Here is a 12631-nt window from a genome sequence, read left to right on the forward strand (position 1 = left end):
GGGAACTAAATCGCAAGAAGAAGAACCCCGTTTTTTTATGCCCGAAAATTCAGAACGTGCTAAATGGTTTTCAGAATTCGCTTTTTTATCCATAATCCGCTTACAGATTTAATTAAAGAAATCCTAAATTTACCTTATGGCCAAGAAAGGTAAAACAATCACCATTCCATCAAAGAAAATCTTCGTTATCGATACTTCGGTTATTTTGTACGACCACGAAGCAATCCACAATTTCAAAGAGCATGACGTGGCCATTCCTATTCAGGTTTTAGAAGAGCTGGATAATTTTAAAAGTGGTAACGACACCCGCAATTTTGAAGCTCGAAGTTTCATCCGCCTAATAGATGAAACATCAAAGCATCAGTTAATTAGCGATTGGATTGCCTTGAAAGGTTCGAATTCTGGAAAGTTTAAGGTCGTTTTAAATGAGAACCCCTTAAGCATTGATGCAGAAGAAGTATATGGAAGAGGCAAAACCGATCATAAAATATTAAATGCTGCCTTGAGTTTGCAAGAAGAAAATCCCGATAAGCGGGTTGTTCTGGTATCAAAAGACATTTGTTTAAGACTAAAGGCCAAAGCACTAAACCTAAACGCAGAAGATTACGAAACAGGCAAAATAAAGAACGTTGATGAACTTTACGCAGGTAAAACCGCAATCAGTAACTTTTCAGAAACCATCATCGATAACATCAAGAAAAACCAAACTATTGGCACCGTTGATATTGAATTACCCACCAAAAACGGCAATCATTTCTATATATTAAAAAACAAACGTAAGCTTGCTAACGTATTTTACAACCATAGCCAAAAAACCCTTTCATCAGTTTCTTCTGACGCGATCTTTAACATTAAACCAAAAAACATAGAGCAGGCCTTTGCCATCAATGCACTCTTAAATCCAGATATTAAGTTGGTAAGCATACAGGGAAATGCAGGTACAGGAAAGACACTTTTGGCCTTAGCCAGTGCATTAGAACAGCGAAAAAATTTCAGACAGATTTACGTAACGCGACCAATCGTTTCACTCAGCAACAAGGATATTGGCTTTTTACCTGGCGACGCAAAATCAAAAACAGATCCATTTATGGCGCCCATATGGGATAATCTTCGTTTCATCAAAGAACAATTTATAGGCGATGATAAAATGTCAGCAAAGATTGATGAACTAATCTCAACTGAAAAAATAGCCATTGCACCACTCGCATTTATTCGGGGTAGAACTTTAACCAAAATTTTCTTTATTGTTGATGAGGCGCAGAATTTAACACCTCACGAGGTTAAAACCATTATTTCAAGAGCTGGAGAACACACTAAAGTTGTTTTCACAGGAGATATTTATCAAATTGATACGCCTTACTTAGATTCGGAAAGTAATGGATTATCTTACTTAATCGAAAACGCGAAAAACCACCCACTGTATGCGCACATTACATTGCATAAAGGGGAAAGAAGCGAACTCGCCAACTTAGCTAACGAGCTGCTATAGATTTTGAGATTAAAGACTATTCTTGAATAAATAATCGCCTTTAATGATATTTCCTCAATGCCCTAATCGCAATAAATAAACCAATCAAGGTTAAAAATGCACTAAAAATAAATGGTGCCCCCGGAAAATATAAAGGTGTACCGTTCTGAATAAAATAGACAAAAATGTGCGACGCAACCCATGGCCCGATGATGGCTGCTAAACTTTGCAAGCTTGTGGTAATGCCTTGAATTTCTCCCTGTGCATTTTCTGGAACCTGATTAGAAATAATGCTCTGCATGGCTGGGCCACCAATTCCTGCCAAACAATACGGGATGATAAAAACCATCATCAAAAAACCACTTGAGGCAAAGGCAAAACAAACAAAACCGATAACATATAAAATTAAGCCTGAATAAATTGCCTTCCTATTTCCAATTTTGGGAATGATCACTCTAATCAAGCCACCCTGAACAAGTGCAACCATTAAACCCACAACGCCTAGCGAATAGCCGATCATGGTAGAGTCCCATTTGAATTTCTCGATTACATAATAAGACCAATTGGATTGTACCGAGTGACTAGCAATATACAGCAATAGGAGCGTAGCCAACAAACCCAAAATGGCAGGATACTTAGAAGCATTTAAAAATGAACCTATTGGATTAGCCCTCTTCCATGAAAAATTTCTACGATTTTCCTTGGACAATGATTCAGGCAATATGAAATATCCATACAACCAATTCACCAATGCCAATCCTGCAGAAATCATGAAGGGAACACGCAGTCCGAATGTACTAAACAAGCCACCAATTACTGGACCTAAGATAAAGCCGACGCCGAAGGCCGCACCAACCAATCCAAAATTTTGGGCTTTCTTGTCTGGCTCAGATATATCTGCTATATAAGCCATTGCGGTGGTAAAGCTTGCACCGGTAACACCAGCTATAATTCTTCCAACAAAGAGCCAGAGAATTGATGGAGCAAAGGATAGAAAAATATAGTCGATACCTAATCCAAACAAAGAAAAAAGCAATATCGGCCGCCTTCCATATTGATCGCTCAAGCCCCCCATTATTGGAGAGAAGATAAATTGTGCCAAGGCAAAAGCAACCATTAGGTAGCCACCGTAATCGGCAGCAACACTTAAACTTCCACCTGTAAATTCTTGTATGAGCTTCGGTAAAACCGGAATAATGATTCCGAAACCGGTAAAATCTATCAAGAGCGTTACCATGATAAATATCATAGCTGATTTTCTTTCTTTAGCCATTGGGTATTTAGATATGCACACAAAAATATAATTTTATTTTAGGATGATGGTAGTAAATTGAAAACCTGTGTTACATATCCGCTCTAAGAAATCGTCTCAATGTACTGTTGCAGAGCATCCTTTCATACAATGTTCAAAACACTTCTATCCCTCAGAGGTAAAGATTGTGTTCGGAGGAAAAACAAGATTCGCGAATTTTTTTTATCTGGCGTAAATTGCTCCCTCCAAATACCCCTTTCTAGCAGTCGCACTAGCATCCCATCAATTAATTGAAAAACCAATTAGGAGCCCCTCTAACATTGTAAAAAACTTTAGCATTCAAAAACCATTATCAATGCCCAAAACTTTTCCACAATGCCTTAATCCGCCATAATTTTGTTAAATTCGCAAGGTTATAATAATACCTTTTTGAAATATCGTTTTTGATAACGAGAATAATAATTTATGGCAGAAGATTTAGAAAATCAACAAAACGACAAAATCATCCAAATTAATATAGAGGAGCAGATGAAATCGGCCTACATTGACTATTCAATGTCGGTAATCGTATCCAGGGCTTTGCCTGATGTACGCGATGGATTGAAACCAGTACACCGCCGTGTTTTGTACGGTATGCTCGATCTTGGCGTAACCAGCAACAAACCACACAAAAAATCAGCCCGTATTGTGGGCGAGGTTTTAGGTAAATATCACCCCCATGGTGATGCTTCCGTATATTTTACCATGGTTCGTATGGCTCAAGATTGGAGCTTACGTTACCCAATGGTAGATGGGCAGGGTAACTTTGGTCACATTGATGGTGACTCTCCGGCAGCAATGCGTTATACTGAGGCACGTTTCTCTAAAATAGCAGAGGAAATGCTTGCAGATATCAATAAAGACACTGTAGATTTTCAGTTAAACTTTGATGATACTCTACAAGAACCAACTGTCCTTCCAGCAAAAATCCCTAACCTTCTGGTTAATGGGTCGTCAGGTATTGCCGTTGGTATGGCCACTAATATGGCTCCACACAACTTAACCGAAGTTATTGATGGCGTTGTAGGATACATCGATAATAAAGATATTACCATTGAGGAATTAATGAAGTTTGTAAAAGCTCCAGATTTTCCAACAGGTGGTATTATTTATGGTTACACAGGGGTTAAAGAAGCTTTCGAAACAGGCCGTGGACGTATCGTAATGCGCGCAAAGGCAGAAATCGAAAACATTAAAGATCGCGAAGTGATCATCGTAACTGAAATTCCTTACCAAGTTAACAAAGCACAAATGATTGAGCGTACAGCTGAATTAGTGGGTGAGAAAAAACTGGAAGGCATTTCGAACATCAAAGATGAATCAAATAAGGATGGAATCCGCATCGTTTACGAAATCAAGCGTGATTCTAATGCATCAATCGTTTTAAACAACTTATACAAATACACCGCTTTACAAACTTCCTTCAGTGTAAATAACATTGCACTGGTTAAAGGTCGTCCACAAATGCTAAATCTGAAGGATTTAATTGTGCATTTCGTAGATCACCGCCATGATGTAATTGTTCGTCGTACCAAATATGAGTTGGCTGAAGCTGAAAAGCGTGCCCACATTTTAGAAGGCTATTTAATTGCTTTAGATCATTTAGATGAGGTAATTAAATTAATTCGTGCATCAGAAACTCCTGAAGAAGCCCGCGTTGGATTGATGGAGAAGTTCGGCTTGAGCGATCTTCAGGCACGTGCAATTTTGGATATGACGCTTCGTCGTTTAACAGGACTAGAGCGTGATAAAATTAAGGAAGAATATGCTGAATTGATGAAAACCATTGAGCATTTGAAATCTATCCTAGCTGATGAAGGTTTGCGTATGCAAATTATCAAAGATGAATTGGCCGATATTCGCCAGAAATTTGGTGATGAAAGACGTACAACCATTGTTCATTCAGCAGAAGATATGAGCATGGAAGATTTTATCGATGATGAAGAAGTAGTAATTACAATTTCGCATGAAGGTTATGTGAAACGTACGCCAGCTACAGAATTTAGAGCGCAGGGTAGAGGTGGAAAAGGATCAAAAGGCAGTAACTCAAGAAATGAAGATTTTATTGAACACATGCTCGTGGCCACTAACCACAATTATATGTTGTTCTTTACCGAAGCAGGAAGATGTTTCTGGTTAAGGGTTTATGAGATTCCGGAAGGATCAAGAACAAGTAAAGGAAGGGCCATTCAAAACATCATCAACATCCCGAAAGATGAAAAAATTAAGGCGTACATCAAAGTTAAAAACCTTAAAGACCAAGATTATTTAGAGAACAACTTTATTATTATGTGTACTAAAAAAGGTACCATTAAAAAGACCTCTCTGGAATCTTATTCTCGTCCACGTGTTAACGGTATCAACGCAATTAACATTAACGAAGGTGACGTTTTATTGGAAGCCTGCTTAACCAATGGACAAAGTGAAATTGTAATGGCCTTACGCTCAGGCAGAGCCATCCGTTTCAATGAGAGCACTGTTCGTCCGATGGGTAGAACGGCTACAGGTGTACGCGGGGTAAGACTTGCACACGATAAAGATGAAGTTGTTGGCATGATTGCTGTAAACAATCCTGAAGTTACGGTGTTAGTTGTATCAGAAAAGGGATATGGAAAACGTACCGATATTGAAGATTACCGGGTAACCAACCGTGGCGGAAAAGGCGTAAAAACCATTAACGTTACCGAGAAAACCGGACAATTAGTTTCCATTAAAGACGTTACAGATAGCGAAGATTTGATGATTATTAACCGATCAGGCATTGTAATCAGAATTCCGGTATCTGCATTAAGGGTTATGGGACGCGCAACACAAGGCGTCCGTTTAATCTCGTTAAAAGGAGATGATGAAATTGCGTCGGTAACTAAGATAGACCACGAGGAAGATGAAGAAGAAACAGTAGATTTAGCCGACGTATTGGTGGTGGATGGTGAAGAACTGGAAGCTGACCCAAGTGCTGATGCTGATGAAACTGAAGAGGAAGACGGCGATTCAGATACTGAAACGGAAGACGAAAATTAATCCAATAAATAAGAAAAGAATAATAATTTTATGAAAAGAGTAGTTCTAAGTATAATTTTAGCAGGTGTAGTAAGCTTTGCATTTGCTCAGAAAAGTGAGATTGCGGAGGCAAAAAAATCATGGGGAATTTTTCAGTTTTCAAATTCTAATCCATCAACAACTTTGGATAAAAAATTAGAAGCTTTAAAAGCTGGCTTAGCCCATACCGATAAAGCTATTGCTGACGAAAAATCAAAAGTTTTACCTGATGCTTGGTCTTACCGTGCGTTGATGGCTTCATCAATTGCCGTTTTAGATACTGTGAACTTTGCTAATGCAGATGCTAACATCAAGATCGCACAAGATGCACTTGTTGAAGCAAAAAAATTAGATGCAAAAGGTAGTGAAAAAGACAACATCGCAACTTCTGAAACCAATATCGCTAATGCAGTTAGAAACGGTGGAGTAATTGCCTACAACAAAAAGGACTATAAAGCAGCTTATGAGAAGTTTGTACAATCTACAGTGCTTAATCCTCAGGATACAGCAATGTACTTAAATGCTGGTATTGCAGCCAGAACTTTAAATGATTACCCAAACACAATTAAGCAGTTCAAGAAAGTGATTTCTTTAGGTTCGCCACAATCAAAAGAATTGTACGGTGAATTGATTGACATTACTTTATCTAAACAGAAAGATACAACAGCAGGTTTAGAGATTTTAAAAGAAGCGATTGCGAAATATCCAGATGATGCTGAATTTATAAAAACAGAAACACAAATTTACATCAATAGGGGCGATGCGGCTAAATCAGAGCAAATGCTTAATGCACTTGCAGTTAAAGAGCCAAATAACCCAAATTACCAAGTGCTTTTAGGAAACATTTATTTTTCTCAAGCCTTAAAGCTACAAGGCGATCGTAATAAAATCGATTCAAAAAAGGTTAAAGAATTTAACGAGGTAACCACCAAAATGAATGGTTTACTGGATAAATCTCTTCCTTATTATAAAAAAGCACTTGAAATTGATCCAAAAAGTGCTGCTGCTTTAGAAACACTGAAAACAATTTATGCTTTCAGAAATGACACCAAAAATTACGATGACGTTAAAAAACGTTTAGACGCCTTGCCTAAACAATAATTGCAAATCATAAAAAAGGCCCTCGAAATTTCGGGGGTCTTTTTTTTATGTTTATTTTTACACAATCCGTAAGTTTTAATTCTAGAAGATTCAAATTTATCCTATGCAAAATCGTTTCACACTTTCATTCATCATTTTATCGTTTACAACCCTTAATGCGTTGGCACAAAAGAGCCAAATTCTGATTGCACGCAATTCGGTAGGGAAGTTGCAAGCCTCAATAGCAAACAAAGAGGATGAAAAAAAACAACTGGGTATAATAACTGAAGGGTTAAAATCCATTGAATCTGCCGAGAATGACAGGAAAACAAAAAATTGGTCAGAAACCTGGTCAATAAAGGCTTATCTCACATCATTTGCATCTATAATTGATACCGATCCAAATAATGCCGACAAGTACTACAACACTTCGTTGGAGGCTGTAAAAAAAGCAAAAGAATTAGATAAGTATGAAGATAATTCAGGTTTAATAAAAGCTTCAAATCATAATATCCTAATTAAAAAACAAGACAAGGGCACATCTGCGTATTTCAACAACGAATTCAAAGAAGCCTATGATGATTTAAGGGAAGTGAGTGATAGTTTCCCAGCAGATACCGCTTTGGCGCTCAATACAGCAATTTGCGCCTTAAATATTCAGTCTTATGACGAAGCCGTGAAGTATTTCAAAAGAGCGCAAGAGTTTGGAATTAGAAATCCGTCGGTTTATCAAAAACTGTCTCAAATGTATGTTTCCAAATTAGATAATGAAACAGCAATCAAAATATTAGAAGATGGTTTGGCGTTAAATCCTTACAATCATGCCTTAACAAACGATTATATCAATTTGCTATTGGATACTGAAAACTATTCAAAAGCTACTGGATTGATAGAAAACAATTTGAAGGTGGAGAAAGGAAGCAAATTGCTTTACTTTCTTTACGGCTACCTACAACAAGTAAATGGAAATAATCCTACAGCCATTTTAGCTTACGATAAAGCCTTGGCAACAGATCAGAATTATTTTGATGCGCTCTATCAATTAAGTTTGGCTTACATCAACACTGCTAACGAAACCTTAAAAAAGAATGAGGCAGATAAGAATTCTAAGTATGCAGCGTTAATCAACAGAGCTCAATTTGCCTTGCAAAGAGCCAATGAGATTAATCCAAACGATAAGAAAACGGCTCAATTGCTAATCGACATCTACACCCGTAAAAATGCTCAAGATAAGGTTCAAGAGCTAAAAAGAAAACTCCAAGAATTTTAATAAAATCCGAGATTTTACAGCGAGGTGGGGAATGCATCAAATACTAACTTAACATAATATTAATTATAAGACAATTCCAATATCTATTTTAATAGGGAGTTTCAGCAATCCGTCATCTCGAATGCAGCGCAGCGGAATTGAGAGATCTTTTACGTTAGCAACGTTCACAGATTTCTCCCCACCGTTCTTTGCCTTATCTCGTTTCATCAGGAATCGATAAAATAGTTCCAATAATGGTACGTACAGACACGTGCGGTGGGGGTTGAAATACCATTGTTTCAAGGATTTCTCCACTACGTTCGAAATGACGATTTTTCAGCTTCAACCTGTATTGTATGGCTTGTTCTAATCAAAGTCTTAACCACAAAAAAAGCGTAAGATATTTTACGCTTTTAATGGGTTTTATATTTGGTTAGCTTGTTAAATTATTTTCCTTTAATATCATCGATGAACGTTTCAATATTCTGGATGAAGTTATTCTTACCATTATTCCAAGTCCTTGGTGAAGATAATTCATTAATAATATCATCAACTTGATTTGATGGCAATGGATTTTCTGTTAATTTACCGAAAGATTTAAATTCTTTGACCAAATTATAGGAATTCATATCTCCGTATCCTCTAAGATGTTTCACTCGGGCTAAAAAAGTATTGAGCATTTGAATTTTTTCTAACTTTTCCATACACAAACTTAAAATAAATCTCATTAATACTACAGAAAAAAGTTCATTTCGGTCGCTTTTTGACTTATATCAACAATTTAAAGCACAACTTATTCTGTTACTTTATATATGAGTGTTTTTTTCAAGAAATGTTGATAAAAAATCAGATTTTTAACGAAAATTTTGAGAAATAATGTGCAGTAATTTGAACAAATGAATTTGCGATTAGACTTTATCTTGAACGAGAGTGCAGTTGTCTAAAACACCGTCCCAAATTTCATTTCCGTTAGTAGCAACTTCAAGAAAATCCATTTTACCATTTGTAATATCCAAACAATAGGTTAATTCATTTTTTAAATTTGGGCAAATTAATTTAGGTTCGGCACTAATCAAAGCATTTACAAATTCTTCATCATCGAAATTTTTCAAATAGCCGAAAGTAATGGTTAAGCTAGTCCCAGTAGTTTTTCGGGATTCTACATAAAGAGATTCAAAATGTGATTTTAAAAAGCCAAATTTTTCGGCATTGCCCTCTACCAATGTCTCTAATATTAAAAGCTCTTTCTCGTTCAGCGCTACCATATTAAACCCAGTTAATCCCCTTTTTAAGCAATTGTAATGTTTTATACTCTTCTGAATCCATCCCAGGCTGAACATTATAGCCCCAGTTTGCTTGAGGTGGCAAACTCATCAAAATAGATTCTATGCGTCCGTTGGTTTCCAGTCCGAATTTAGTACCTGAATCATAAACCAAATTAAATTCAACATATCTGCTTCGGCGCTGATATTGCCATTGTTTCTGAAGCTCTGAGAATTCTTTATCCCGATTACGCTCCATCAATTCCGTATAAATTGGCAGAAAACTCTGACCTATGGTTACAGAAAAATCTAAAATTTGTTGCCAAGATAAATCGGTATTTTCAGGTTTCAAGCGATCGTAGAAGATCCCTCCTATTCCACGGGTTTCATTTCGATGTTTGATGTAAAAGTAATCATCCGCATGGGCTTTAAATTTTGGATAAAAACTTTCGCTATGTTCGTTGCAGGCAAGTTTCAATTTGTGATGGAAAAACCGAGCATCATTTTCGAAAACATAATGCGGCGTTAAATCAATGCCCCCGCCAAACCATCGGGTTTCTTCGTTTAATTCGAAATATCGAATATTCATGTGGATGATTGGCACTAAGGGATGATTTGGATGGATCACAATGGAAACACCGGTGGCAAAAAAATCTTCCTCCTCAACGTTAAAAGCCTTCTTTATGGCTTCGGGAAGTTTTCCATAAACAGCAGAAAAGTTAACACCGCCCTTTTCTATAATTGCACCATTTTGCATAATTCGGGTACGGCCGCCTCCTCCACCTTCCCTCTCCCAAAGTTCCTCCTCAAATTTTCCTTTTCCATCAGCTATTTCTAATCCTCTACAAATTTCATCCTGGATTTGCTGATATTTCTCCGCTACTTCTTCTTTGAACATGGTGTTGCTGTTTTAAGCTCTGCAAATTTAAAGCTATTCGCAAAGCAAAGCTGATTTAAGTTTAGAAAGTACATTTGATTGACAGTTGATTTTAGAACCCAAAATCTTATTCTTCTAGATAATCTAAATCTTTATTGAAACTTTCTTTGAGTTGGCTTAGGGCAAACATAGCAATAAGTGTTAAAATACCCATAACGATAAAGCCCGCCGTAACATTACTGTATTTAGATGCCAAATAGCCAAATAGTAAGTTAATGGGAATGAGTGCTCCACGAACGAAGTTAGGTGCAGTTGTAGTAACGGTTGCACGAATATTTGTACCAAATTGCTCTGCTGCGATGGTTACAAAGGTTGCCCAATACCCAACTGAAAAGCCCATAAATAGGCAAATCCAGATGAAAGCTGAGCCAGATAAGCCATAGCTGGTTAAATATACCACAACGCTGACCACGGAAAGGCAGTGAAAAGTGAATACGGTTTTTCTGCGCGATTTTAGAAATTGAGCCAATAAACCTGTCACCACATCGCCAATGGCAATACCAAAGTAAGTAAACATGATTCCTTTACCTGCATCGAGGGTTTCTGTTGCATGTAGTTCTTGTCCAAACTCGCGACATAGCGTAACCAAAATACCAACAACAAACCATAATGGAATGCCAATAAGAATGCAGTATAAATATTTTAATAGCCTTTCCTTCTTACTAAAAAGCATGAAAAAATTTCCTTTCGAAACTTGCTTCTGGTTTGCTGCATGTTTGAACAATCCTGATTCGAAAGTACCAACACGCAATAACAACAGCATCAAGCCCATCCCTCCGCCAACAAAATAAGATGTTTGCCAACTAAAATTTTCTGAAATGGTTGCGGCAGCAGCAGCACCAAGCAATCCAATCCCCGCAACAATCATGGTGCCGTAGCCACGTTTTTCTTTATCCATGGTTTCGGTAACCAGCGTAATTCCTGCACCTAACTCCCCAGCCAAACCTATACCTGCAATGAAACGAATTAAAGCATAGCTGTTTACTGTGGTTACAAAACCATTGGCAATATTAGCTAAAGAGTACAGTAGAATGGACCCGAATAGTACTTTAATTCTACCCATTTTATCGCCTAAAATCCCCCACAACAAGCCACCAAGCAACAAACCAAACATTTGAACATTGATGATGAATATTCCATCTGCTTTCAAATCGCTGGCTGATACGCCAATTTCGGTAAGGCTTTTAACGCGTACAACGGAGAATAAAACAAGATCATAAATATCTACAAAATAACCAAGGGCAGCTACGATGACAAGAAAAATGATATTACGATTGTTTGCTGGGTTGGGGTTCATTATTTTATATCTGGTTTAATTGCTGAAAGTACAAATAACCCCAAATAAAAAAAATAGTTCTTAAATAAAAAAAGCTCCAGAATAAAATCTGGAGCTCCTTTAGCCTACATTGGAGGCATTTTCTTTGTTGTATCCGGTGGCATCTTTGTATTGGTGTCAGTCGGTGTAGTCATTTTTGTTGTGTCCGCTGGAGCCATTGTTGTAGAATCCATCGTAGTACTGTCCGTTGAGCCGGCCATGTTTTTAGATGAATTGCATGCTGATGTGGCTACCATCAAGGTGCCGGCAAAAGCAAGACTTAAGATTATTTTTTTCATAGTTTTTTTTATTGTTATCTATAAAGCTAACAACCATGCTATCATTTTGGTTTTAATTTTTTTATCTGTTCCTGCAACAATTTAAAAATAACATTGATAACAACCATTAATTACCCAAACATGCCAGCCATCAACCAATGTTAATAAACATCCCTCATAAAAACTTTAAAACATGGCAAATGTTTCTGATATTAGTAATTATGATCGTATCACCAAACACCCTTAAATGGGCTATGCGTTTTTATCCCCCATTATTTTTTCAACGCATTTGGGTTCAAAAATTTGATAAAGAATTTAGGAGTTGTACCGTTAAATTAAGCAAAAGCTTCCTAAACAAAAACTATAATGGCTCTATATTTGGAGGTACAATTTATGCAGCTACCGATCCTTTTTATGCATTATTATTTGATCAATTGTTGCAAAGGCAAGGTTTCAAAGTTCGCGTTTGGTTGAAAAGTGCCTCTATTCAATACTTAAAACCAGGGCGATCTAGCTTATATTTCACCATTAATATAAACGATGAAATGTTAGCAGAAGCTGAACACGTCTTAAAAACGGTTGGGAAATTTGTTAAAGCTTACCCAATGGAAATTACCAATGCAGAAGGTGAGCTTTGTGCCACTGTAATGAACGAGGTGTATGTAAGAAATTTGCATCATGGTGAAAAACCTCGTGTTGCTTATTAATTTGA

At 37.1% G+C, this 12631-nt stretch carries 11 protein-coding genes; 5 read left to right on the forward strand and 6 right to left on the reverse strand.

Annotated elements, in window-relative coordinates:
* Positions 1 to 136: 136 nt before the first annotated feature.
* Complete coding sequence (locus DHW03_RS04030; RefSeq protein ID WP_109924438.1) at positions 137 to 1489, forward strand: PhoH family protein; 1353 nt, start codon at positions 137 to 139, stop codon at positions 1487 to 1489.
* Positions 1490 to 1529: 40 nt separating this feature from the next.
* Here the strand turns inward: DHW03_RS04030 and DHW03_RS04035 are convergent, their stop codons facing one another.
* Positions 1530 to 2741, reverse strand: a complete 1212-nt coding sequence (locus DHW03_RS04035) for a TCR/Tet family MFS transporter (RefSeq protein WP_109924439.1) — start codon at positions 2739 to 2741, stop codon at positions 1530 to 1532.
* 444 nt (positions 2742 to 3185) lie between these two features.
* On the opposite strand from DHW03_RS04035, the gene gyrA reads away from it, so the two are divergent.
* The 3 genes from gyrA to DHW03_RS04050 all read left to right on the forward strand — a co-directional run bounded on the left by gyrA (position 3186) and on the right by DHW03_RS04050 (position 8148).
* Complete coding sequence (gyrA, locus tag DHW03_RS04040; RefSeq protein WP_109924440.1) at positions 3186 to 5780, forward strand: DNA gyrase subunit A; 2595 nt, start codon at positions 3186 to 3188, stop codon at positions 5778 to 5780.
* A gap of 30 nt (positions 5781 to 5810) precedes the next feature.
* On the forward strand, positions 5811 to 6899 hold the full coding sequence (locus DHW03_RS04045; protein ID WP_109924441.1) for a tetratricopeptide repeat protein: 1089 nt from the start codon (positions 5811 to 5813) through the stop codon (positions 6897 to 6899).
* Between the two features lie 103 nt (positions 6900 to 7002).
* On the forward strand, positions 7003 to 8148 hold the full coding sequence (locus DHW03_RS04050; RefSeq protein ID WP_109924442.1) for a tetratricopeptide repeat protein: 1146 nt from the start codon (positions 7003 to 7005) through the stop codon (positions 8146 to 8148).
* 425 nt (positions 8149 to 8573) lie between these two features.
* Here the strand turns inward: DHW03_RS04050 and DHW03_RS04055 are convergent, their stop codons facing one another.
* From DHW03_RS04055 to DHW03_RS04075, 5 genes are all read right to left on the reverse strand, one after another.
* Positions 8574 to 8831, reverse strand: a complete 258-nt coding sequence (locus DHW03_RS04055; protein WP_109924443.1) for a hypothetical protein — start codon at positions 8829 to 8831, stop codon at positions 8574 to 8576.
* 204 nt (positions 8832 to 9035) lie between these two features.
* On the reverse strand, positions 9036 to 9392 hold the full coding sequence (locus DHW03_RS04060) for a hypothetical protein (protein WP_109924444.1): 357 nt from the start codon (positions 9390 to 9392) through the stop codon (positions 9036 to 9038).
* Position 9393: 1 nt separating this feature from the next.
* Positions 9394 to 10287 carry an oxygen-dependent coproporphyrinogen oxidase gene (gene hemF / locus DHW03_RS04065; RefSeq protein WP_109924445.1) on the reverse strand — a complete coding sequence of 298 codons (894 nt, stop codon included), beginning with the start codon at positions 10285 to 10287 and terminating at the stop codon, positions 9394 to 9396.
* A 106-nt stretch (positions 10288 to 10393) separates the two neighbouring features.
* Complete coding sequence (locus DHW03_RS04070; protein WP_109924446.1) at positions 10394 to 11623, reverse strand: MFS transporter; 1230 nt, start codon at positions 11621 to 11623, stop codon at positions 10394 to 10396.
* 104 nt (positions 11624 to 11727) lie between these two features.
* A complete protein-coding gene (locus DHW03_RS04075) occupies positions 11728 to 11940 on the reverse strand; it encodes a coproporphyrinogen III oxidase (RefSeq protein WP_109924447.1) in 213 nt (70 codons plus the stop codon).
* Between the two features lie 200 nt (positions 11941 to 12140).
* Here DHW03_RS04075 and DHW03_RS04080 point away from each other — a divergent pair, with 200 nt between their 5' ends.
* Complete coding sequence (locus tag DHW03_RS04080) at positions 12141 to 12626, forward strand: DUF4442 domain-containing protein (protein WP_109924448.1); 486 nt, start codon at positions 12141 to 12143, stop codon at positions 12624 to 12626.
* Positions 12627 to 12631 lie beyond the last annotated feature (5 nt).

The sequence above is a fragment of the Pedobacter yonginensis genome (genome assembly GCF_003173595.1).
GTDB lineage: Bacteria > Bacteroidota > Bacteroidia > Sphingobacteriales > Sphingobacteriaceae > Pedobacter > Pedobacter yonginense.

Excerpts from the sequence above, each read along its gene's own strand:
- DHW03_RS04045 (WP_109924441.1), top strand. The coding sequence starts at position 5,811 with ATGAAAAGAGTAGTTCTAAGTATAATTTTAGCAGGTGTAGTAAGCTTT.
- DHW03_RS04080 (WP_109924448.1), top strand. The coding sequence starts at position 12,141 with ATGATCGTATCACCAAACACCCTTAAATGGGCTATGCGTTTTTATCCC.
- DHW03_RS04035 (WP_109924439.1), bottom strand. The coding sequence starts at position 2,741 with ATGGCTAAAGAAAGAAAATCAGCTATGATATTTATCATGGTAACGCTC.
- DHW03_RS04055 (WP_109924443.1), bottom strand. The coding sequence starts at position 8,831 with ATGGAAAAGTTAGAAAAAATTCAAATGCTCAATACTTTTTTAGCCCGA.
- DHW03_RS04070 (WP_109924446.1), bottom strand. The coding sequence starts at position 11,623 with ATGAACCCCAACCCAGCAAACAATCGTAATATCATTTTTCTTGTCATC.
- DHW03_RS04060 (WP_109924444.1), bottom strand. The coding sequence starts at position 9,392 with ATGGTAGCGCTGAACGAGAAAGAGCTTTTAATATTAGAGACATTGGTA.
- gyrA (WP_109924440.1), top strand. The coding sequence starts at position 3,186 with ATGGCAGAAGATTTAGAAAATCAACAAAACGACAAAATCATCCAAATT.
- hemF (WP_109924445.1), bottom strand. The coding sequence starts at position 10,287 with ATGTTCAAAGAAGAAGTAGCGGAGAAATATCAGCAAATCCAGGATGAA.
- DHW03_RS04030 (WP_109924438.1), top strand. The coding sequence starts at position 137 with ATGGCCAAGAAAGGTAAAACAATCACCATTCCATCAAAGAAAATCTTC.
- DHW03_RS04075 (WP_109924447.1), bottom strand. The coding sequence starts at position 11,940 with ATGAAAAAAATAATCTTAAGTCTTGCTTTTGCCGGCACCTTGATGGTA.
- DHW03_RS04050 (WP_109924442.1), top strand. The coding sequence starts at position 7,003 with ATGCAAAATCGTTTCACACTTTCATTCATCATTTTATCGTTTACAACC.